Annotated in this window: 24 protein-coding genes; 9 read left to right on the top strand and 15 right to left on the bottom strand. The window is 68.0% G+C overall.

The features are described 5' to 3' along the window. Nucleotides 1–2: 2 nt before the first annotated feature. Genes HLH28_RS03260 through HLH28_RS03250 form a run of 3 tightly spaced genes read right to left on the bottom strand, consistent with a single transcriptional unit; the run spans nt 3 to nt 2288 of the window. Nucleotides 3–1112, bottom strand: a complete 1110-nt coding sequence (locus HLH28_RS03260; protein ID WP_246395630.1) for a D-alanine--D-alanine ligase — start codon at nt 1110–1112, stop codon at nt 3–5. A 14-nt stretch (nt 1113–1126) separates the two neighbouring features. Further along, the gene (locus HLH28_RS03255; RefSeq protein ID WP_182954425.1) at nt 1127–1636 is read right to left on the bottom strand and encodes a thioredoxin domain-containing protein; all 510 of its coding nucleotides are present in this window, start codon (nt 1634–1636) and stop codon (nt 1127–1129) included. 19 nt (nt 1637–1655) lie between these two features. After that, the gene (locus HLH28_RS03250) at nt 1656–2288 is read right to left on the bottom strand and encodes a peroxiredoxin (RefSeq protein ID WP_182954423.1); all 633 of its coding nucleotides are present in this window, start codon (nt 2286–2288) and stop codon (nt 1656–1658) included. A gap of 552 nt (nt 2289–2840) precedes the next feature. On the opposite strand from HLH28_RS03250, the gene HLH28_RS03245 reads away from it, so the two are divergent. The 4 genes from HLH28_RS03245 to cysE all read left to right on the top strand — a co-directional run bounded on the left by HLH28_RS03245 (nt 2841) and on the right by cysE (nt 6080). Beyond that, the gene (locus tag HLH28_RS03245) at nt 2841–3068 is read left to right on the top strand and encodes a hypothetical protein (RefSeq protein WP_182954421.1); all 228 of its coding nucleotides are present in this window, start codon (nt 2841–2843) and stop codon (nt 3066–3068) included. A gap of 43 nt (nt 3069–3111) precedes the next feature. Beyond that, nucleotides 3112–3408 carry a co-chaperone GroES gene (locus tag HLH28_RS03240; RefSeq protein WP_182954419.1) on the top strand — a complete coding sequence of 99 codons (297 nt, stop codon included), beginning with the start codon at nt 3112–3114 and terminating at the stop codon, nt 3406–3408. Nucleotides 3409–3506: 98 nt separating this feature from the next. After that, nucleotides 3507–5132, top strand: a complete 1626-nt coding sequence (gene groL / locus HLH28_RS03235; protein WP_182954417.1) for a chaperonin GroEL — start codon at nt 3507–3509, stop codon at nt 5130–5132. Between the two features lie 186 nt (nt 5133–5318). Then, entirely contained in the window at nt 5319–6080 is a 762-nt protein-coding gene (gene cysE, locus HLH28_RS03230; protein WP_182954909.1) for a serine O-acetyltransferase, read from the top strand. Between the two features lie 184 nt (nt 6081–6264). Here cysE and HLH28_RS03225 read toward each other — a convergent pair whose 3' ends face one another. From HLH28_RS03225 to HLH28_RS03200, 6 genes are all read right to left on the bottom strand, one after another. Further along, nucleotides 6265–7050: an ABC transporter ATP-binding protein gene (locus HLH28_RS03225; protein ID WP_182954414.1), complete on the bottom strand. Its 786-nt coding sequence runs from the start codon at nt 7048–7050 to the stop codon at nt 6265–6267. Beyond that, nucleotides 7044–8054 (bottom strand): ABC transporter permease, encoded by a 1011-nt coding sequence (locus tag HLH28_RS03220; protein ID WP_182954412.1) that lies wholly within the window; start codon nt 8052–8054, stop codon nt 7044–7046. Before HLH28_RS03220 ends, HLH28_RS03225 begins: the two co-directional genes overlap by 7 nt. Next, nucleotides 8051–9112: an ABC transporter substrate-binding protein gene (locus tag HLH28_RS03215; RefSeq protein WP_182954409.1), complete on the bottom strand. Its 1062-nt coding sequence runs from the start codon at nt 9110–9112 to the stop codon at nt 8051–8053. The genes HLH28_RS03220 and HLH28_RS03215 overlap by 4 nt, the downstream gene beginning before the upstream one ends. Nucleotides 9113–9294: 182 nt before the next feature. After that, nucleotides 9295–9822 (bottom strand): flavin reductase, encoded by a 528-nt coding sequence (locus tag HLH28_RS03210; RefSeq protein WP_182954405.1) that lies wholly within the window; start codon nt 9820–9822, stop codon nt 9295–9297. Next, a complete protein-coding gene (locus HLH28_RS03205; RefSeq protein ID WP_182954402.1) occupies nt 9812–10537 on the bottom strand; it encodes a peroxiredoxin-like family protein in 726 nt (241 codons plus the stop codon). Before HLH28_RS03205 ends, HLH28_RS03210 begins: the two co-directional genes overlap by 11 nt. Before the next feature lie 95 nt (nt 10538–10632). Next, nucleotides 10633–11526 carry a LysR substrate-binding domain-containing protein gene (locus HLH28_RS03200; RefSeq protein WP_338029641.1) on the bottom strand — a complete coding sequence of 298 codons (894 nt, stop codon included), beginning with the start codon at nt 11524–11526 and terminating at the stop codon, nt 10633–10635. A gap of 157 nt (nt 11527–11683) precedes the next feature. Between HLH28_RS03200 and HLH28_RS03195 the strand changes: the two genes are divergently transcribed. The 5 genes from HLH28_RS03195 to HLH28_RS03175 are packed head-to-tail and all read left to right on the top strand — an operon-like array spanning nt 11684 to nt 16049. Beyond that, nucleotides 11684–12775, top strand: coding sequence for an LLM class flavin-dependent oxidoreductase (locus HLH28_RS03195; protein WP_182954400.1), 1092 nt, complete (start codon nt 11684–11686; stop codon nt 12773–12775). Nucleotides 12776–12785: 10 nt separating this feature from the next. Further along, nucleotides 12786–13037 carry a hypothetical protein gene (locus tag HLH28_RS03190; protein ID WP_182954397.1) on the top strand — a complete coding sequence of 84 codons (252 nt, stop codon included), beginning with the start codon at nt 12786–12788 and terminating at the stop codon, nt 13035–13037. Next, nucleotides 13034–13843 (top strand): class II aldolase/adducin family protein, encoded by an 810-nt coding sequence (locus HLH28_RS03185; RefSeq protein WP_182954394.1) that lies wholly within the window; start codon nt 13034–13036, stop codon nt 13841–13843. The genes HLH28_RS03190 and HLH28_RS03185 overlap by 4 nt, the downstream gene beginning before the upstream one ends. Before the next feature lie 5 nt (nt 13844–13848). After that, on the top strand, nt 13849–14448 hold the full coding sequence (locus HLH28_RS03180; RefSeq protein ID WP_182954391.1) for a cysteine dioxygenase family protein: 600 nt from the start codon (nt 13849–13851) through the stop codon (nt 14446–14448). 5 nt (nt 14449–14453) lie between these two features. Next, on the top strand, nt 14454–16049 hold the full coding sequence (locus tag HLH28_RS03175) for a rhodanese-like domain-containing protein (protein ID WP_246395629.1): 1596 nt from the start codon (nt 14454–14456) through the stop codon (nt 16047–16049). Between the two features lie 74 nt (nt 16050–16123). Here HLH28_RS03175 and HLH28_RS03170 read toward each other — a convergent pair whose 3' ends face one another. The 6 genes from HLH28_RS03170 to HLH28_RS03145 form a co-directional block, all read right to left on the bottom strand. Then, a complete protein-coding gene (locus HLH28_RS03170) occupies nt 16124–16930 on the bottom strand; it encodes a class I SAM-dependent methyltransferase (protein WP_182954384.1) in 807 nt (268 codons plus the stop codon). A gap of 124 nt (nt 16931–17054) precedes the next feature. After that, entirely contained in the window at nt 17055–18023 is a 969-nt protein-coding gene (locus HLH28_RS03165; RefSeq protein WP_182954382.1) for an ABC transporter substrate-binding protein, read from the bottom strand. A gap of 67 nt (nt 18024–18090) precedes the next feature. Beyond that, the gene (locus HLH28_RS03160; protein ID WP_182954379.1) at nt 18091–18273 is read right to left on the bottom strand and encodes a hypothetical protein; all 183 of its coding nucleotides are present in this window, start codon (nt 18271–18273) and stop codon (nt 18091–18093) included. A 114-nt stretch (nt 18274–18387) separates the two neighbouring features. After that, the gene (locus HLH28_RS03155; protein WP_182954377.1) at nt 18388–19311 is read right to left on the bottom strand and encodes a TauD/TfdA family dioxygenase; all 924 of its coding nucleotides are present in this window, start codon (nt 19309–19311) and stop codon (nt 18388–18390) included. Then, nucleotides 19308–20273, bottom strand: a complete 966-nt coding sequence (locus HLH28_RS03150; RefSeq protein WP_182954374.1) for an ABC transporter substrate-binding protein — start codon at nt 20271–20273, stop codon at nt 19308–19310. The genes HLH28_RS03155 and HLH28_RS03150 overlap by 4 nt, the downstream gene beginning before the upstream one ends. Further along, nucleotides 20270–21421, bottom strand: a complete 1152-nt coding sequence (locus HLH28_RS03145) for an LLM class flavin-dependent oxidoreductase (protein ID WP_182954372.1) — start codon at nt 21419–21421, stop codon at nt 20270–20272. Before HLH28_RS03145 ends, HLH28_RS03150 begins: the two co-directional genes overlap by 4 nt. Between the last annotated feature and the right edge of the window lie 136 nt (nt 21422–21557).

Genomic DNA, 21557 nt, shown 5'->3' with positions numbered 1-21557 from the left:
GGTCAGTGGCCTGGCGGGTAGCTGGCGATCAGCGCGGACTGCCGCCGCCACAGCCGCAGCATGTGGAAGGCGCCGCTGCTGCGATGGCCGCGCCGTCGCATCAGGTCGCCGATCCGGAATGCCCGGCCGTAGAAGCGGAACTGTATGCGGTAGATGTCCGCGAGAGCGGTGCCGGGGGCCCACATATGGATCGGTTCCGAACCGATGCCGTTGATCTCGATGATCTGGAATCCGTGTCCCTCCCGCAGGGCGGCGACGGACGCGAAGCGCAGGTCCACGCGACCGTGATGGAAGTCGGGCATGCTGCGCAGGATTGCGTCGATGCGGCGCGTGAGTTCCGGGGTCACGAGATGCGAGGCATCGCGGAACGCGGACCCCTTGGAATGGTTTCCGGTAAACACCAGCGGGATCCTCCGGCCGGCCTCTGGAACATGATCCAGCTGCGCGGCCAGCCGGGGAAGATAGACATGCGGCACCCTGCCGGTCCGGGGATGCGCCAGCACCAGCTCGCGGAGGGTCGAGAGTCCGTCGCCGACGACGGAAGGCGACGTCTTGAACGTCATGGACAGGATACGGCCGGTCGCCTCCCCGGGGATGCGGGAGTAGAAGATGCCGGCTTCCCCCACATGGGGGATGAAATGCTGGATCATCACGGCGACATTGTCGGGATACAGGCCGAGGGTTTCCCGCAGGGACTCGGGCCCGTCGAGACGGCGCACGCCCGCGCCCTTGCAGCCGATATCCGGCTTCACCACGACGGGGAAGGTCAGGCCCAGCCGATCCATCGCCTCGCGCGCGCGGATGTCGCTGCCGTTGCCGCTGGTGAAGACATGCCATGGCGCGATCCAGGCACGGGCGTCCCGGCCCACCTGATCGAGAATGTCCCCCTTGCTTTCCCCGCAGAGGCCGCCGGCCGGGATATGGGGATTGGCAAGCGTCGCGACGGCGAAATCCCGATAGCGCAGGCCGAGCAGGATCCAGACGATCACCAGAGGGCCGTAGATGATCCAGGGCGATAGAAACTCGTAAGGCGAGAGGCCGTCGATATCCCGGTCAACCTGGTCGCGCATGCCGGTTTCGGAGGGCAGGGGGGCGGAGGCGAGACCATCCATTCCGGTTTATGTCCCTAAGCCGCGTGCCTGTGCCGCACGGAGCGGCAGCCCGTATCGAAGGCTTCCACGACCTGGATGATGTCGGCGAAATTTCGATCGCCGGAAGGCGGATAGGACAGGGTCGTCCGAATCATCCCTGTCGGATCCACGATGAACACCACATGTTCGTCCAGGGGGGCGGCAGCCGGACCGACATCCGGGGGAACGCCGCGCCAGAGGGCGGCGATGCCGCCGGCGTCACCCCGGATGGTCGGAAATTCCGGGCCCTCGGCGGGCCGGGCGGCCGCCTGATTCGCGGTCCCGGCCCCGAGGTGTCGCCCCGCGGACGAGAGGCCAAGCAGCTTGACCGGTCTTGTGCACGAACGGGCCCAGGCCATCCCGCTTCGGAGCGTCTGCGGGCTGTAGTCGTCCGGGTGGGTGATGACGATGCCCCAGGCACCATCGAGCCACGCGCGGAAGCGGATCGGGCCCGCCGTCGTCTCGGCCGCGAAATCAGGCGCGGCCCAGCCAGGAAAGAGCGCCATTGCCTGTGTCCTGAAGGGGCTATCGGGGTTGCCGGACAAGTCGCAGATAGGGCCGCACGGTTTTCCACCCCTCCGGGAACAGGGCGCGGGCCTGTTCATCGCCGACCGACGGGGCGATGATGACATCGTCGCCGTTCGTCCAGTCGGCCGGGGTCGTGACCTTGTGGCGGTCGGTCAGTTGCAGACTGTCGAGGACACGGAGCACCTCGTCGAAATTCCGTCCGGCCGAGGGCGGATAGGTCAGCGTCAGCCGGACCTTCTTGCCGGGGTCGATGATGAAGACAGTGCGGACCGTGACCTTCGGGTCGGCGGCCGGATGGATCATGTCGTACAGGGCGGCAACCTTTCCGTCCGCATCCGCGATGATCGGGAAATTGACCGCGGCACCCTGGGTCTCGGCGATATCGGCCTCCCATTCATTGTGCCTGCCGACCGGATCGACGGACAGGCCGATCACCTTGGTGTTTCGTTTCGCCCATTCGGGCGCCAGCCGTGCGACGGCGCCGAGTTCCGTCGTGCAGACCGGCGTGAAATCCTTGGGGTGGCTGAACAGGATGCCCCAGGACTCGCCCAGCCAGTCATGAAAGCGGATCGGCCCGAAGGTCGTCTCCTGCTCGAAGTCGGGAGCGGTCTCCCCCAGATGGATGGTCATCGGACTGCATTTCCCTGTTGTCTGTGATGCCCGCGGATCACGCATGGCCTATGGATAACGACATATAATCGTTCTTTTCAACATATAACTAACAAAAATCGTCTATATGGAAGGCGTCCGGCACGTGCGAGGCGGGTCGGGCGGTCCGTATGGCATGGGGCGATCCGTTCGGCCGGGGCGTCATCTTGGGTCCAGAGATCGGCCGGAACCTGATCAAGTGACTGTAAATAAATTATTTAATGTGCTCCCCAAGCCAGGGTGACGGAGGGGGTGTCTCAATGCACTCAATTAATAGTTATATGCAATATAACACGTTTTAATGGTGTTTATGTGTTGACCGGTGGCGGCCGGCCTGTATCATCCCACTCGATCGCCATGAGTGGGCGAGACCGACGGAGTGGTTCACATGAGGCAGGCGACCGCGCGAATGTGCCGCGTTGATCGATGTAGGGCGCATGCCGGCCACAGGGCGCCGGCGCATAGCGGATAAGATGTCGGCGGGGCGACTGCCGGCCGAACCCTGCGGACGCGGGATCGGAAAGGCGGAAACCCATGCTTGAATCCCATATCGTCGAAATCGACGGCACGTTTGTCGGAACCGTCATCCTGGAGGATGACCACGAGACGCGGCGCTTCTATGCCACGCATGACAGCGTTCGCGCTTTCCATAACCGGATCTTGAGAGAGCGTGACGACCTGACGCGTCAGGTCGCGCGGCTGTTTCGGACCGCCCGCGCCGGTGCCGGCGCGTCGGGCGGGGGCGGCCGGCCGCTCCGATGATCTGCCGTTCCGGACATTCGATTATTCCAGAAGGTCATATGACATGAGCAATTTTCGTCCCCTGCATGACCGTGTGGTCCTGCGGCGCATCACCCCGGCCGAGAAGACGGCCGGCGGCATCATCATTCCCGACACCGCCCAGGAAAAGCCGGTCGAGGCCGTGGTCGTGGCGGTCGGGCCCGGCGCGCGGGACGAGCGTGGGCAGGTCGTGCCGCTGGAGGTGCGCGAGGGCGACCATGTCCTGTTCGGAAAATGGTCCGGTACCGAAGTCAGGATCGGTGGCGAGGACCTGCTGATCGCCAAGGAAGCCGACCTGTTCGGTATCGTCGGCGCACGCTAGCGCTGCGATCGGGCAGGTCCGATCGCGCATTCCTTCTTTTGTCGTTTTCGTGAGCATCGTCGCACGATCGGCTCACGTCAGGATCGGGGTAGATTTCAATGGCCAGCAAGGACGTCAAATTCGCGGGCGATGCGCGGGCACGCCTGCTTTCGGGGATCGATACGCTTGCCGACGCGGTCAAGGTGACGCTGGGTCCGAAGGGCCGCAATGTCGTCATCGACAAGAGCTTCGGCGCGCCGCGGATCACCAAGGATGGTGTCTCGGTCGCCAAGGAAATCGAGCTGTCGGACAAATTCGAGAATCTGGGGGCGCAGCTTCTGCGTGAGGTTGCGAGCAAGACCAACGATCTGGCGGGCGACGGGACGACGACCGCGACCGTCCTGGCGCAGTCCATCGTGCGCGAGGGGCTGAAGGCCGTCGCCGCCGGGTTCAATCCGCAGGACGTCAAGCGTGGAATCGACCATGCGACGACAGCGGTGATCGAGGAATTGCGGGCACGCACGCGCTCGATCGCGACCAAGGAAGAGACCGCCCAGGTGGCGACCATCTCCGCCAACGGCGAGGCGGAAATCGGCCGCATAATTTCCGATGCCGTGCAGAAGGTCGGCAAGGACGGCGTGATCACGGTCGAGGAAGCCAAGGGCTTCGAGACCGAACTGGACGTGGTCGAGGGCCTGCAGTTCGACCGGGGCTATATCTCGCCCTATTTCGTGACGAACAGCGAGAAGCTGATCGCGGATCTGGAAAATCCCTACATCCTGATCCATGAGAAGAAGCTGTCGTCGCTGCAGCCGCTTCTGCCGCTGCTGGAGGGGATCGTCAAATCCGGGCGCCCGCTGCTGATCATTGCCGAGGATGTCGAGGGCGAGGCCCTGGCGACCCTGGTGGTGAACAAGCTGCGCGGCGGCCTGAAGATCGCCGCCGTCAAGGCGCCGGGCTTCGGCGACCGGCGCAAGGCCATCCTGGAGGATATCGCGATCCTGACCGGGGGCGAGGTCATCAGCGACGACCTGGGCATCAAGCTGGAAAGCGTGACCCTGTCGCAGCTTGGCCAGGCGCGGCGCGTCGTCATCGACAAGGACAACACGACCGTCGTCGACGGCGAAGGCGATGCCGGTTCCATCAAGGGTCGCGTCGCGCAGATCCGCGCGCAGATCGAGGAAACCACGTCGGACTACGATCGCGAGAAGCTGCAGGAGCGCCTGGCGAAGCTGGCGGGCGGTGTGGCCATCATCCGGGTCGGCGGTTCCACCGAAATCGAGGTGAAGGAGCGCAAGGATCGCGTCGACGATGCGCTGAACGCCACGCGGGCGGCCGTCGAGGAAGGCATCGTCCCCGGCGGCGGCACCGCGCTGGCGCGCGCGACGGAGATCGTGACGCGGCTGCATTTCCATAATGAGGACCAGCGCATCGGTGGCGACATCGTGCGCAAGGCGTTGCAGGCGCCGCTGCGGCAGATTGCGGAGAATGCCGGGGAAGACGGCGCCGTCGTCGCCGGGAAGGTGCTGGAGAACGCCGACTACAATTTCGGCTTCGACGCGCAGATCGGCGAATACAAGGACCTGGTGGCGGCGGGAATCATCGACCCGACCAAGGTCGTGCGCACGGCCCTGCAGGATGCGGCCTCGGTCGCCAGCCTGCTGATCACGACCGAGGTGCTGGTCACCGAAAAGCCGGAGCCGAAGCCGGCCGCGGCACCGGCGGGCGCCGACCTCGGATACTGAGCGAGGGGAAGGGGGGACGGCCTGTCCGGCGCATCCCCCCGGCATCGTCGGAGACCGAAGCTGGAAAGAGACATGGCTGGACAGGTCACGAGTTTGCGCGCCTATCTCGATCAGGCGCAACCGGAGCCGCCAGGCGTGCGGGCGGGGCGGCATGCGTCCTCCCCGACGGTGACCCTGTGGGAGACGATGCGTGCGCAGGCGCTTTCACATCGCGACGAGATCCTGAAGGATCTTCTCCGCCCCTCCATTCTCGATCAGCCGGATTTCGCGACGGCGCTGGGGTTCCTGCTGTCGCGCAAGCTCGGCGGCGACCTGATCCGCAAAGCCGCCATCCTTGGGCTCGTTCGCGATTTCCAGCGGGCGCGGCCCCGGGCCGTCGATGCGGCGGCGGCCGATCTGCGCGCCCTTCGCGAGCGCGATCCTGCCGCGACGGACCATGTGACGCCGTTCCTGTTCTTCAAGGGATTCCAGGCCATCCAGTCCTATCGCGTGGCGCACTGGCTGTGGCAGGAGAACCGCCGGCCGCTGGCGCACTATATCCAGAGCCGTGCGTCGGAGCTGTTCGCGGTGGACATCCATCCCGCGGCGCGGCTGGGGCAGCGGATTCTGTTCGGTCATGGCACGGGCATCGTCGTGGGTGAAACCGCGGTGATCGAGGATGACGTGGCCCTGCTGCAGAACGTGACCCTGGGCGGTACGGGCCGGGAAGCGGGCGACCGGCATCCGAAGGTTCGGCGGGGGGCCCTGATCGGCACCGGCGCCAAGGTCCTGGGCAATATCGAAATCGGCGAAGGGGCCAGGGTCGGGGCCGGTTCCATCGTGCTCCGGCCGGTTGCTCCGTTCACCACGGTCGCGGGCAACCCGGCGCGCCCGGTCGGCGACCGGCACGAGGGACTGCCGTCGCTGACCATGGACCAGAGCCTGCCCTCCGCCGATTATATTATCTGACCGGCCTTGGTTATCCGACCGGCTTGCGGGGGATCGCCGACCGGCGGCGAATGAAGGTTGATGGTTCCCCCAACGACAGGCCATCGGAATTTCCCGGCCGTGCACAGCGCGGATCGGCGCGGCATGCCTGCGTCGGGCGATCCTGCCGTGATCCGGTCCTTCTCTCGCACCGGCGGCGGTGCGATTACCAGTCCTCGCTATGGCCCAGGCGAACCAGGATTTCCCGGCGCAGGGCGAGCAGGCGCGGATTGTCGCGATGGCGGGGGTAGGGCAGGTCGATCGACATGTCCGAGATCACGCCGGCCGGGCGCGGCCTGAACGTCACCACGCGGGTGGCCAGCAGCAGCGCTTCCTCGACGTCATGCGTGACCATGATGACGGTGAAGCCGCGCTTCTGCCACAGGCGCAGCAATTCCGTCTGCATCGTCAGCCGCGTCAGGCTGTCCAGCTTGCCCAGTGGTTCGTCCAGGATCAGCAGCCTCGGGTCGTTGACCAGCGCCCGGGCCAGGGCCGCGCGTTGCGCCATTCCGCCGGAAAGCTGGTGCGGCCAGGCGCGTTCGAAACCCTTCAGCCCCACCATTCCGATCGCCGCGTCGACGGCCGCGTCGTCGCGCCGGCCCGCGATGTCCCGGCTGAGTGCCACGTTGGCGCGCACGGTGCGCCAGGGGTACAGCGTCGGGTCCTGGAACATCACGATCCGGTCGGGACCGGGGCCGGTGACGGGCGCGCCGTCGGCCAGGACCTGGCCGGCATGCGGTGGTTCCAGCCCCGCGACCAGGCGCAGCAGGGTCGATTTGCCGCAGCCCGAGGGGCCCAGCAACGCCACGAACTCGCCCGGGGCGATGTCCAGGCTGACATCCCCGATCACCGGCGTGAAGACGCCGCCGATCCGATAGCCGTGGTGGATGCCGCACAGCCGGATGCCGAGCGGCGCCGCGCGTTCCGCAGGGGCGGTCGGGGCGATCACCATTTCAGCCCGTCCTTCTGCCAGCCGAGAAGCCGGTCGCGCACCCGGAACAGGATGGTGATCAGGCCGGTGCACATTGCCGACATGACCAGCAGCGCGGCATACATGTCGGGATAGGCCGCCCAGCCCTGGGCCCATTGCATGTAGAAGCCCAGGCCGGATTTCACGCCCAGCATCTCGGCGATCACCAGCATCGCGAACGACATGCCCAGCCCCATGAACAGCCCGACGAAGATCTGCGGCGACGCCGCCGGCAGGGCCACGCGCAGGACCAGGAAGCGGTTTCGCGCGCCCATGGTGCGGGCGACGTCGTAATAGGCGGGATCGACCGCCGCCACGCCCGACCAGGTCAGGATGGTGACGGGAAAGCCGGAGGCAAGCGCCATCAGGGCCTCGCTGGCCAGCCAGTTGGAGGGGAACAGCACGAAGGCCAGCGGCAGCAGGGCCACCGGCGGCAGCGGGCCGACCAGGCGGACGACGGGCAGCACCCAGTAGCGGAAGTGCCGCGACCGGCCGAGCCCGACGCCGGTGGCGATGCCCAGCGTGGAACCGACCGTGTAGCCCACCGCCAGCAGGCCCAGCGAATGCAGCAGGCTGTCGCCCAGCCGTTTCCAGTCGGTCAGAAAAACGTCCAGCAGGTCCTGCGGCGTTCCGAAGAACGGGCGCGGCAGCAGCAGCAGCTTGGCCTGCGCGACTTCCCAGGTCGCGAGGCCCAGGCCCAGCGCGATCATCCACGGTGCGCGCGCCGACAGCCGGCGCAGGGCCGCCGCCGCCAGCAGCGCCACGCCGATACCGGCGAACAGGGCGGCCAGTTCGTTCGTGTCCGGAAAATCGTCGGCGTCCGGCACGCGCCAGGTGAGCAGGGACGCGACGAACCATGCCGGACCGGCGGCCCATGGCAGGACAATATGCCGGAGCGCGCGCGTCGCGCGACGCGGCGTGGCCGGCGCGTGCGTCCGCCCTGCCTCGGCAGGTCCGATCGCCTGTGTCGTCTCGGCGCCGCTCATGCCGCGAACAGGTCCTGCGTGACGCGCGTGGCATAGCGGGCGGTGTCGAAGGAGGGACGGAATACGCCGATATCCTTCAGGGCGTTCGCGTACAGCGCGATCTCGTCACGGAAATTTCCGGCCCGCGTCTGGTGGTGGTGGCCCTCGACGCGGATCATGGCGGCGATGTCCCCGGCCGTCGCCCTGGGCGCGTAGGGCTGGAAGATGCGGCCGGCCTCGTCGGGGTTGCAGGCCAGCCACGCGCCGGCATCCAGGATGGCGCGCGTGACCGCGACGGCGACCGGGGGCTCGTTCCGGATCAGGGCGCCGCGGAGTCCGATCACGCAGCAGGCGACATGTGCCCAGTCGCCGCGCATGTTGCTGTCGATCTCGACCAGGCCGAACTGGCGTTTCTGCAGATAGGCGTACGGATCGCCATCGGTGATCGCCTGGACCTCGCCGCGCTGCAGGGCCAGCGGCAGCAGGTCGGCGGGATATTGCCGCCATTGCACGTCGGATTCCGGGTCGATGCCGATTTCCTTCAGGCGGATGGCGAAGAAATTCCGGTCGGGACCGCCCATGTCGGTCACGCCCACCGTCTTGCCGCGCACGTCGGAGAGCTGCGTGACGGCGCCCCCGGGCGGGGCGAGCATATACATGCAGCCCGCATGCAGGCCGGCCACCAGCTTCACGTCGAATCCCTGCTGCAGCGGCTTGAGCCAGCGCAGCGCCATGCCGGGCGCGCCGTCGGCCCTGCCGGTCGAGATGGCTTCGAGCAGCTGGTCGGTGGCGCCGGCGAAATTCACATAATCGATGTCGAGATTGTGCTGCGCGAAGAATCCCTTGGCCTTCGCGACCGGCACCGCCGCCGTGCAGACCGCATTCTGGTTCCATGCGATGGTCAGCTTGCGGGGCGGGCCGGGCAGCGGCGTGATCGCGCCGGTGGCCGCGCTCGCGCAGTTCATCCCGGCCATGTCGTCGGCCGCTTCGGCGCCGCGCCGCGCGCCGATCAGCGGAAGGGCGAGGCCCGCGGCGGAGGCGAGCGCCGTGCGGCGGGAGAGGCGGGGAGCGTGGGACATCGTGTTACCCTGACAGGCCTGGAGAGTGATTGGGGGGAGGGGAAGGCCGCTTCTTTTTCTGAAGGAAAAGAAGCAAAAAGACTTTGATCCGTTCAGGGGGATCGAATGCGTTCGGCATGATATTCATTGAATTTATCAGGAGTTTTCTTTGTCCTTCTTCAGGGAGGAACGCCTTCCGTCATCTATGCCCCCGCCGGAAGCTGGTGAAAGCGGCGGTCGAACCATGCCAGCCCTGGGCCGCCCGCCTGATGGATGCGGATGGCGGCGACCGTGCAGAACACGACGTCGTGGCTGCCGGCGGCATGGATGGCGGCGATGGTGCAGTCGAGCGTGGCGAGTGCGTCATCGAACAGGGGCGCGCCGGTGATGTCCGTGCGCCATGTGCCCGTCGCGAATTTCTCCTGGCTGCTGCGCCGGCTGCTGGCGAAGCTGGTCGCGACGTCCTGGTGGCCGCCGGCGAGCAGGCTGATACCCAGCACGCCGTTGCCGAGAAAGGCCTCGTGGGACCGGTTGGTCCGGTTCAGGCAGACCAGCACCGTCGGCGGCGCGTCGCTGACGCTGGTCACGGCCGAGGCCGTCAGGCCGTGCCGCCCCGCCGGGCCGTCGGTGGTGACCAGGGTGACGGGGGCGCCCAGGCGGCTCATCGCGTCGCGGAACAGGTCGGGCGCGACCTGCGGCGGCCGCAGGTCCGGCAGGGCGTCAGGCGGCATGGTGCCGTTCCTTTTCCGGAACATGGGGGGCCGTCTCCTCGCGGGACAGGCCGAGGGCGGCCAGGATCGCCGATGTGTCGGTCCGGTCCATCCAGTCGGGGGAGATATCGGCGAACCGCACCACGCGGCCCGGCGCGATCACGATGACCGCCGGCTTGGGCAGTTCCCACGCGGCGGTGCCGTTCAGGGCCTGGCTCGTGCCGCCCTTCGCCTCGGCCGCCTGGCGCGACGGCGTGTCGAAGACGTAGGTCAGGCCCAGCGCGCGCGACAGCGCCAGGTTGGTGTCGGACAGAACGGGGAAGGGCAGGTCGTGGCGCGTCGCGATTTCGGACAGGGACGCCGCGGGCTGCGGCGAGATGGCGGCCAGCGGAATTCCTGCCTCCGCCAGCCGGGGCCACAGGGTATCGCGATAGTAGGGCAGCGCGATGTTGCAGGCGGGACAGGTCGCGAAGCGGAAGAAGACCAGGACGGCCGGTCCGTCCGCGACCAGCGCGTCGAGGGCCACCGGTCGCCCGTCCAGGCCGGCCAGCGTGGCCGCGGGCAGCACGTCGCCCACGCCGACATGCGGCTGCCGGCCGTGCTCGCGCACCAGGAGGGCGCGCTGGCCGACGTTGATGGCCAGAGCCTCCGGCGCCCATGACCGCCTGCGTTCGTCGTCCAGCGCCTGGAAGCGCGCGCGCAGGGACGGGCCGGTCGTCGTGTGTTCGTTGCTCATGCTGGGCGTTCCCGAAGAAGGTCGAGGCCCGAAGTATGAAAGAGAAGTCCCTGTTTCGACCAAGGAGTTTCACTCAAGCATCACCTTGGCGTTCCTCAATGACCTTCGGCGGCCTGGGCCAGCAGGTCGCCGAGGTCCTGCGCGATGTCGGGCAATCCGTTGCGGCGTACCAGAATGGTCTCGATTTCCGGTACCTCGGGCAGCGCGTCCTGGGCGATGATCGGCAGGCCCTCCGCCATGGCGAAGCGCCGGGTGCGGCAGCTGACGCCCAGTCCCCCCCGGACGCCCGCGCGCATGGCGGGCAGGTTCGGGGTTTCCAGCACGATGCGATAGTCCCGCCGTTCCTGCGCCAGCACCCGCAGGGCGGCGTCGCGAAAGCGGCAGGGCGGTTCCAGGAGGACCAGCGGGAGTTCGCTGCGCTCGGTGTTCGCCGGGTCGCCCAGCCAGACCATCCGGTCGGCGCCGACAGTCTTCCATGTCGCGTCGGGCCTGTCGCCGTGCTGGCCCAGGCACAGGACCAGGTCCAGGCGCGCGCGGTCGAACATCTCGAGCAGTTCCGCCGAGCCGCCGACGCGCACGATCAGCCGGGCGCGCGGATGTTCCAGCCGGAAACGCCCCAGGACGTCGGGCAGGATCGTGTCCGCGAAGTCCTGGACCATGCCGACGGTGATGGGGTCGTGATCCTGGTCCTGGCCCAGGCTCTGGACGATCCGGTCGTTCAGGGCGAGCAGCTGGCGGGCATAGGCGACCAGTTCCTCGCCCGCCGCGCTGAGCAGGAGCCGCCGGCCGTCGCGGCGGAACAGCTTTTGCTGCAGCACGTCCTCCAGCCGCTTCATCTGCAGGCTGAGGGCCGACTGGGTCAGGAAGATCGTTTCCGTGGCCTGGGCCATGGACCCGGCCTCGACGATGGCCACGAACGAGCGCAGCAGCTCCGTCGGCACGTTCCGGGCCATTCTCTGCGGCAGGCCGGGGGAGGACGATTGGGACACGACGGCGGAGCTCCGGCCAATGAGAACTGGAAACATTTATATTAACGAACCTAAATCGTTATATGATTATTTTTGTCTTGTTTTCCCCGGAACCGCAAGTGTTAAATTGTGATATATACCACAATAAATAGTGAAATAAGCGTTCGGAGACCCAGGGATGCCCGTGGAATTCATCGGCTTTATCGGCAGCCGCAACCAGTCGGAGACCATCCCGCCCACCGGCCCGGTCATCGACCTGAACCATGTTGAGGCCTCGGCGAAGATCCATGAGAATGGCGGTTTCGACCGGACGCTGATCGCCTTTCATTCGAATTCACCCGAAAGCATCCTGCTGGCCCAGCATGCGGCGTCGGTCACGCGGGACCTGGGGCTGCTGATCGCCCATCGGCCCGGCTTCAACGCCCCCACCATCGCGGCGCGCCAGTTCGCGACGCTGGATCACCTGACGCGCGGGCGGGTCGCCCTGCATGTGATTACCGGCGGCAGCGACGTCGAGCTGCAGGCCGATGGCGACCATACCACCAAGGCCGAGCGCTATGCGCGGACCAGCGAGTACCTGGATATCGTCCGGGCCGAATGGAGCAGCCGGGCTCCCTTCGATTACACGGGACGGTTCTATGACGCCCGGGGCGCCCATTCGCTGGTCCATCCGTACCGCGAGGCGGGGATTCCGGTCTATTTCGGCGGATCGTCCGAGGAAGCGATCGCGGTCGCGGGCAAGCATGCCGACGTGTATGCGCTGTGGGGCGAAACCTATGAGCAGGTCGGCGAGACGGTGGCGCGGGTGCGCGCGGCCGCCGCGCGGCACGGCCGCACGCCGCGCTTCTCGCTGTCGCTGCGCCCGATCCTGGCCGAGACCGAGGACGCGGCCTGGGCCAGGGCCGACGCGATCCTGGACACCGCCCGGGCGCTGCAGGAAAAGACCGGCTTCGCCCGCCCCGCCGAGATCCCCAACGAGGGATCGCGCCGGCTGCTGGAAGCGGCCGACCGGGGGGCACGTCTGGACAAGCGGCTGTGGACGGGCCTTGCGGCGCTGACCGGGGCCCGGGGCAATTCGACCTCGCTGGTCGGCACGCCGGACCAGGTGGCGGAGGCGCTGCTGGATTATTATCGCATCGGCATCACCACCTTCCTGATCCGGGGCTTCGACCCGCTGCTCGACGCCCATGTCTATGGGCGCGACCTGATCCCCCGCGTGCGCGCCCTGGTCGCGGCGGAGGAGGCCCGCGTGCGAACCGCGGCGGCCTGAGGGCCGGGCCATGCCGGACGTTGCGTCGCGCGCCCTTGTCGCCGTCAACCGGCCCGGCGCCTGGCCTCGCCCCGTGCCGGCGCCGTTCGGCGCCCGGAAGGCGGGGGCGCCCCGGGCCGTCGATGGCGCCGATATCCTGCTGACCTGCCCGTCGCGCAGCCGGACGGACGCCCCGGACCGGCCACCGCCGGACTGCGGAGCGGGGCCGCGCTGGATGCCGCATGCGGCTGCTGATTTCGAGGAAAGGGGACTGTCGGCATGAATGCCATTGCGCCGTCCGTTGCGCCGGCAGGGGATTCGACACGGGCGCGGGAGCGCTGCCTGGAACCCCGGCCGCCGGCCGCATCGTTCGAAGAGGAGCGGCTGCATCGCAAGCAGCGCCTGGCTGCGACGTTCCGGCTGTTCGCGCGCTATGGTTTCGACCAGGGCCTGGCCGGGCACGTCACCGTGCGTGATCCCGAATTTCCGGATCGGTACTGGATCAATCCCCTGGCCGTTCATTTCTCGCGAATCAGGGTCTCCGACCTTCAACTCGTCGATCATGACGGCACGATCCTGGTCGGGGATCGGCCGATCAACACGGCCGGCTTCACGATCCATTCGGCCCTGCACCGGGCGCGCCCCGATGTCGTTGCCGCGGCCCATACCCATTCGACCTACGGCAAGGCGTTCTCGGCACTGGGAACCGGACTGCTGCCGATCACGCAGGATTCCTGCGCCTTCTACGAGGACCATGTGGTGTTCGACCCGTATGGCGGCGTCGTGCTGGATGAGAGCGAGGGCGAGCGCCTGGCCGCGACGCTGGGGCAGCGCAAGGCGCTGATCCTGCAGAATCACGGGTTGCTGACGGTCGGGCCGACGATCGAGGCCGCCGCCTGGTGGTTCATCAGCATGGACAATGCGGCGCATGCCCAGCTGCTGGCGCAGGCGGCCGGCCCGCTGAAACTGATCGCGCCCGACGTGGCGCGCCTGACCGCCGGCCAGGTGGGCACCCACCAGGGCGGCTATTTCTCGTTCCAGCCGCTGTGGGATTCGATCGTGGCCCTGGAACCCGACCTTCTGGATTGAATGACATGACATCGATTGCACCGCTGCGGGATTTCGTCGTCCGCTTCACCCGCCTGCACGAACGCGGCCTGCCGCCGGACGCCATCCAGCGGGAAGGGGCCGTGCTGCTGCGGGACCTGGTCGCGCACGACGGATGGCTGCCCGAGCCCCTTACCCGCCCGAACCCGGAACGATACAGCCAGTACCTGCTGCATTGCGATCCGCTGGAGCGCTTCTCGGTCGTCAGTTTCGTCTGGGGGCCGGGGCAGAAGACGCCGCTGCACGACCATCGCGTCTGGGGCCTGATCGGCATGCTGCGCGGGCGCGAGAGCGAGACCCAGTTCACGCGGGCGGCCGACGGCAGCTTCCATGCCGGCGAGACCAGCGTGCTGGATCCCGGCGATGTCGCGTTCCTGGCCCCGGGCGTGAACGATTATCACCTGGTCGCCAACGCGCTGGCCGACGAGACGTCGATTTCGATCCATGTCTATGGCGACAATATCGGCGGCGTGTCGCGCGCCACCTACGATCCGGTCACGGGGATCGAGAAATCCTTCATTTCCGGCTATTCCAGCGAGGATGTGCCGAATCTCTGGGACCGCTCGAAGCGGGCGGAGGCAGTATGAACGCCATGACGGAGCGGCCCGTCGCACTCACATCCTCCGAGGACGTGCGGCGCCTTCTGCGCGCGGGGGATGAGATCGCGCTGCTGGACCTGCGCGAGGAGGGGCCGTTCGCGGCGGCCCATCCGCTGTTCGCCGTCAACCTGCCCCTGGGACGGATCGAGGAACGGATCGCGGGCCTGGTCCCGCGCCGCGACGCGCCGGTCGTGCTCTATGACGACGGGGAGGGCCGGGTTGCGCGTGCGCTGCCGGTCTTCGCGGCACTCGGCTACGGCAATGTCAGCGTGCTGGAAGGCGGGTTGGCCGGCTGGCGCGCGTCGGGCGGCGAGATCTTCATCGACGTCAACGTGCCGTCCAAGGCGTTCGGCGAACTGGTCGAGCATGTCCGCCGCACGCCGTCGCTGCCGGCGCCGGAGCTGCAGGCGCGGATCGCGCGCGGCGACGACCTGGTGATTCTCGACGCGCGGCGCTTCAGCGAATACCACGTCATGTCCATCCCCGGCGGGCAGTCCGTGCCGGGCGGGGAGCTGGCCCTGCGGGTGCGCGACATCGTGCCGTCGGCCGCCACCACCGTGGTGGTGAACTGCGCCGGCCGCACCCGATCGATCATCGGCGCGCAGTCGCTGGTCAATGCCGGCATTCCCAACCCCGTCTTCGCGCTGCGCAACGGCACCATCGGCTGGACCCTGGCGGGACTGGAACTGGACCATGGCGCGACGCGGGTCGGGGAGGCGCCCACCCACGCGAACGTGGCGCGGGCCCGCGACGCGGCGGCGACGCTGGCGCGGCGCACCGGCGTGCGGTTGATCGGACCGGCGGCGCTGTCGGCGTTCCAGGCCGATCCGGGCCGGACGGTCTATCGGCTCGACGTCCGCGCGCCCGAGGAATACGCGGCCGGGCATCTCGCGGACTTCCGTTCGGCGCCGGGCGGCCAGCTGGTGCAGGCGACCGACGAGTGGATCGGCGTGCGCCACGGCACCATCGTGCTGACCGACGATGACGGCGTGCGTGCCCGCATGACCGGCCACTGGCTGCGGCAGCTCGGCTGGCGGGAGGTCTATGTGCTGGACGACTGGGCGGACCTGCCGCGTGCGACCGGTCCGGAGCCCCTGCTGCTGGCCGGCCCGCTGCCGGAGTCCGAGCCTGTGTCCGTGGCCGGGCTGCTTGCGGAACGCGCGGCGGGGGGCGGGCCGCTGGTGATCGACCTTGCCGCCAGCCCGGCTTTCCGCAAGGGGCATGTGCCGGGGGCCGTGTTCGCCATACGTCCCGACCTGCCCGGGCATCCGCGCCTGGAGGGGGCGGATATCGTGCTGACCTCGCCCGACGGGCTCGCCGCCCGCCTGGCGGCGCCGGAGCTTGCGCGCGCGGGGCTGTCCGTGCGGGTGCTGGAGGGCGGCACGGCGGCATGGCAGGCGGCCGGCCAGGCGCTGGAAACCGGCCTGGACGCGGGGCGCGCGCTCTCGCGTCCTGAGGATGTCTACAAGCGTCCGTACGAGGGTACGGACAATGCCGCCGCTGCCATGCAGGCGTATCTGGACTGGGAGTTCGGCCTGGTTGCGCAGCTGGAACGCGACGGAACGCACGGATTTTCCGTGCTGGAGTGAGGCACGGGCCTGCCGGGGAAACATGATGAGGGAAAGGCGCAGGCTGCCCGGATGCCGTCATCGACCCGGCGGCATCAGCCGCCGGGTCTGCGGGCCATGTACAAAGGCGTGACGAAGTTTCTGTCGACCCGGCCGCCGAACTCGTCGTCGACCGCCGAGGCCAGTGCGTTCAGCAGCTTCTGCCGTGCGGGCGCCTCCGCGTTCACCACTTCCGAAAATGTTGCCGCCAGCGCCCGGACCTGGCCGGCGTCCATGCTGATTGTCCAGCGCAGAATATCCACGACAGGCTGTTCGAAGCCGGCCAGTTTCAGATCGGCGACCCGAGCATCGATATCGAGCGCGAACGGTCGCCGTCCCGGTTCCCATGCCGGCGAATTCCGCAGGCCTCGAAACAGGGGGGCCACGCGCTGATGGAATGCATCGGGCGTGTCCGGATCCCCGAAGACGTTCCACCAGGCGGCCCACCAGCCGCCGGACCTGAGGGTCTGAAAGACCTTCCGCAAGGCTTGTGCCTGAGGCAGCCAGTGAAAGGCCGTCGCCGCGAAGCCGAAATCATAGCCATTATCGGGCAGGACCGCGTCTTCCCAGGGATGTGCCACGATTTCCAGCATCGGCCAGTTCCGGTCGGCCAGATTGCCGAGATGCGTGGCGAGGCGCGGATCGGGTTCGATGGCTGTCAACCGTGCCGGCCGATCGACCAGAATCGGAAACGTCGCTTTTCCCGTCCCGGCCCCGATTTCGAACACGCGCGAGCCGTCGATCACGCATCGTTCCCGCAGGGCCGCGTACACGGCGTCCGGGTAGGGCGGGCGTGCGGCCTCATAGCTGTCCGGATTGCCACCGAATGCCGTGCGCCCGGCCTGCAAGGGAAGACCGCTCATGATCGGCTCTTTCATTTGCCTTTGACCTGCGAACGGTCGTGGATTGTGGAGCGGGTTCGAACGACAGGCAATTCATGAATTCAATCCGGGGCCGCACGCCGGCGGCATGACGGGGAGCGCCCCCTCATGGCTGGGTGAAGCTTCGGTCGAACGCCGTCTCGAACGGGCCGGCCGAGGACAGGAAGCCGGCCGAGCGGTATGTCTGCAGCGTGGTCCGCTCGGCCTGCACGACCGTGTCGTCGATGGCGGCGGGGGTGGCGATCAGCTTCTGCGCCACCGCCTGTGCGACTGCCTGCGGCAGGCCGGTCTGGCGCGCCAGAAGCGCGGCATAATCCTGCTGGTGCCCGCCGCCCCACGCATAGGCCCGGGCGACGCGGCGATAGAAATCGGCCAGTTCGGCGTGCTTGTGCGCCAGCGCGGCGTCGGTCGCGACGAAGAAGCTGTTGTTCGGCATGAGGCCCGCGCCATCGGCCAGGACGTGTCCGTGATTCTGCACCGTTTCCAGCGAGACATAGGGTTCCCACGTCGACCAGGCGTCGATGCCGCCGCTATCCAGCGCCGCCTTGGCCTGGGCCGGGGCCAGGAATACGATTCGCGGTGCCGGCGCCGGGATCGCCCCCGTCTGGATCAGGCGCAGCAGGAGCAGGTGGCCGATGGACCCGCGCCCGGTCGCGACCCGCCTGCCCGACAGGTCGGACAGGCCGCGGATCGCCGATCCCGCCGACACCACCACCGCCGTGGCCCGGCCGCCCCCGCGCGGCGGGATCAGCTGGGCGGCCTTGACCGGCAGGCCCGCGCCCCAGGCGAACAGGAATGGCCCGTCGCCCGCGATGCCGGTATCGACCGCCCCGGCCCCCAGCGCCTGCAGCAGCGGAGCGGCGGCCTCGAACTCGACCCAGCGAATGCGATAGGGCAGGTCCCGGTCGGCCCCGGCGGCCTCCAGCAACGCCTTCTGCTGCCCCTTCTGGTCCGCGACCACCAGTTCGTCATCCGCCCGGGCGGCTGATGCGCCGCTCGTCGAAAGAAGCGGGAGGCACAGAAGGGCAAGAGTGCCCAGGATGCGACGGAACGGGGTGCGGGCGGCAGGGGTCATGGCAAGTACACTCTTTGTCGGTCGGTGACAGGAACTTTGCCCGTGAAGATCGTGGGATACAATTAAATCACGAAAAATAATGGTGTGAATAATGTTCACCTGACAGGAGAGAGGGAATCAGGTGAAACTGCGTCCCATACATACCCCCGGCACCCCAGCCGGCGCCTGCCTGGACGATCAGGTTGCCGGAACTGAATGCGCCGAACGTCACCCGACAGGGAAAGTCGTTCAGTCCGGTCTCGGCCAGCAAGGGCGTGCCTCCGGGTGTCGATGGGAGGCCCCGGCCGCGGCGCAGCGAGGACTGGCGATCGCGGCGCGAAATGCCATCCTGCCCCGGAAGCGGGCGCTCCCGCCTGGCAGGGCTCTATCCCGCGTAGGCTATCGATCCGCTGTCGCGCAGCCAGAGGCGGACCATCAGCCGTTTTCGGTCCCGGTCCGGCGGGTCGATGAAGCCGGTGCGGCTGTGCCCGATCGCGCGATTGGCGATGAACAGCATCTCGCCCGCCCGCAGGCGCAGATCGACGGCCAGCGATGGGTCAGCGAGTGTTTGCGTGACCGCCGAGAGTGCCGCCTGCGTCTCCGTGCTCATGGTCTCGCCGGTCATCACGTAGCCCGAGCGTATCTGATGCAGGCCCATCCGGGTGACCAGGCGCCCGTCCTCGCGTGCGAAAATCGGCGCGTGCAGGATCGGGGACTCGTCCGGCGCATGTTCGCGCTGCCGGTCGAAGGGAAAGGGGCGATACAGGCGCGGCAGCAACGCGGGGAACCGCGCGGCCAGAACTTCGTGCAGGGCCGCGAAGCTCAGGACTCGGTTCCAGCCTTCCTCTTCCCGGGCGGCGGGACGCAGGCACAGCAGAACAACGATCTCGGGCAGTGTCGTGTTGTAGGCGTTGTCGTTATGGATGCTGAGTTCGATGTTGGTCTGGTCCGGCCGCACGCCGCTGCCGGGCAGGGCATGGCGCCCGGTGTCGTGCACGTCATAGATCGCGGTGCCGGTGAATTTCTGCGCGACGGGCCGGGCCACCATGGTGGCGAGACGCTGGAACAGTCCGCGGGCCGCGTCCTGCGTCATCCCGTCGAGGGGGAGCGTGCCGAGGACGGCAAATCCGGGGCCTTCGTGCAGAAGGCGCCGTATCCGTGCCATGGTCGCCCGGCAGGCCGGCAGGTCGGGTCGTGCGTGCGGGCGGCGGGCAAGATCGCGCAGTTCGGCCAGCGCCGCGTCGGTCAGAGCGACGTGGGCGGCGGCCGGTTCCGGATCGCCCGCACGAAAGTTCTGCGGGTGCGTCATGGTGCGCGCCATACCGGCATCGCGCTGATATCCACCCGCCCGGGAACCAGCCCCAGCGTCGTGAATGCATCGGCGATGCGCTGCTGAGCGGCGAGTGCGGCCGGCGTAATCGCCTCGACATGCAGGCTGCGGCGGCTGGTGATGGTGCGGACGATGTCCTGCGGCATATTGCCCCACGCGGGCGAAAGCAGGCGGGCGCCGTCATCGGGATGGGCGCGGAGCCAGTCCGACGCCTCGCGCAGGGCTGTGTACATGATGTCGGCGGCTTCAGGATGGGCGAGCGCGAAGGCGTTGTCGATCATGTAGAACCGATAGTACTCGGTCACGCCGCGCCCGTCGCAGAGCACGCGCACGGGAATACGGGCCTGCGTCACCGCGAGGAACGGATCCCAGATGGCCCAGCCGTCGACGGATTTCTGCGCGAACGCCGCAGCGGCCTGGGGTGGTTCCAGGAAGGAGATATGCACGTCGCCCGGCGTCAGCCCGGCATCGCGCAGCACACGCACGAGCAGGTAATGGCATCCCGACCCGCGCGCGACGGCGATGCGCTTTCCGCGCAGGCCTGCAATCGTATCGATCCCGTCCGTCGCGTGGACGATCAGCGCCTCGGCCGTGGGGGAAGGACTTTCCTGCGCGAGATAGGTCAGGGGCGCATGCGCCGCCTGGGCGAAGATCGGGACGGCGTCGGCGGAATCGCCCTGGATCTGGATGCTGTCGCTGATCATCGCATCCTGGAAATGCGTAAACTGATACCAGTGCGGCACGAGGCCGACGCGGGCCATCGACGCGCCGAATTTCGTGGCAAGGTCGGGATTGGCCTGAAGCGCCAGCATCACCGCCGACGAGCGCTGGTAGCTGATGGCAACGGGCTGCACGCCGCCTGCCGCCCATGCCCGTGACGGGATCGGCGAGGCGACGGCCGCCAGGGCCTGGATGAGCCGTCGCCGGCCGACAGGGATCATGCGGCGTGCGGATTGATCGTGGTCGCGCCCCGGGCCGCGTCCCCGGCGGCGGCGAGGGCGCGCACGCGCGGGATCAGGTCCCGGCCGTAGGCCACGGCGTCGCTGATCGGGTCGAATCCGCGAATCAGGAACGTCGTGATGCCGAGCCGATAATATGCGTCCATCGCCTGGGCCACCTGGTCCGGCGTGCCCACCAGGGAGGTGGAGTTCCAGCGGCCTCCGGTCACGGCGGCAACGCCGGTCCAGAGGCGCGTGTCCAGCCGTTCGCCGCGCGCGACCAGTCTTTGCAGCCGGCGCGAGCCCTCGTTCGTCGGCAGGGTCCGGGCGGAGGGACGCGCGCCTGCCGTATCGAGCGCGGCCGACGCATCGGGCTGGACCGCGTCGCCCTGCAAGGCGACGATGCGCGCGCGGATCTGCCGGGCCCGGTCCCACGCCGCGTCTTCGGTGTCGGCAAGGATCGGCCGCAGCGAGAGCGAGAAGCGCGGCGCCGGGCGCCCATTTCCGGCTGCGGCGGCACTGACGCGGGCGATCAGCTTCGCGACCTCGTCATAAGTCTCGCCCCACAGCGCATAGGCGTCCGCATGGCGTCCCGCGACGCGGATGGCCTCGTCGGAGACGCCGCCGAAATAGATCGGAATCCCGGTCGGCCGATAGGGATGGATTTGCGATTGCGCGCCATGGACGCGGTAGAATTGTCCCTGATGGTCGAACGGCCTCTGGCTGACCCACTCCTTGCGGACGATATCGAGATATTCGTCGGTTCGGGCATAACGCTCGACCTTGGTCGTGTGATCGCCGTCGGCCTGGAGCTCGATATCGTTCCCCCCGGTGATGATGTGGATGGCGACGCGTCCGCGCGTGATCTGATCGAGTGTGGCGAACTGCCGCGCGGCGAGGGTCGGCGCCACGAAGCCGGGCCGATGGGCCACCAGCAGGCCGAGCCGCCGCGTCACCGACGCCGCGTGCTGGGCGATCAGGATGCTGTCGGGGGAATTGGAATGAAAGGCCGTCAGTACGCGGTCGAAGCCGGCATCCTCATGCACCCTGGCGGTCGTCGCGATATAGTCGGGATCGACCACCGGCCCGGTGCCGGGAATGGTTTCGGACTGGTTGCGGCCAGTCAGATAGCCGATGAATTCCACGGGCATGTTGCGTTTCTCCACCCTGACGTCCTGGCGTGGAACCTAACTATGGAGACAGGGCGCATGTCGCGAAAATATAATTCATATGATGGTTTGGGATTGCTCAAGACTTGAGAGCATCATCCCTGAAGTGGAAAATGGC

The sequence above is a fragment of the Gluconacetobacter tumulisoli genome (assembly GCF_014174155.1).
GTDB classification, from domain to species: Bacteria; Pseudomonadota; Alphaproteobacteria; order Acetobacterales; family Acetobacteraceae; genus Gluconacetobacter; species Gluconacetobacter tumulisoli.
Note: the sequence above shows the minus strand (reverse complement) of the source record. Positions and strands in the feature narration are given on the sequence as shown.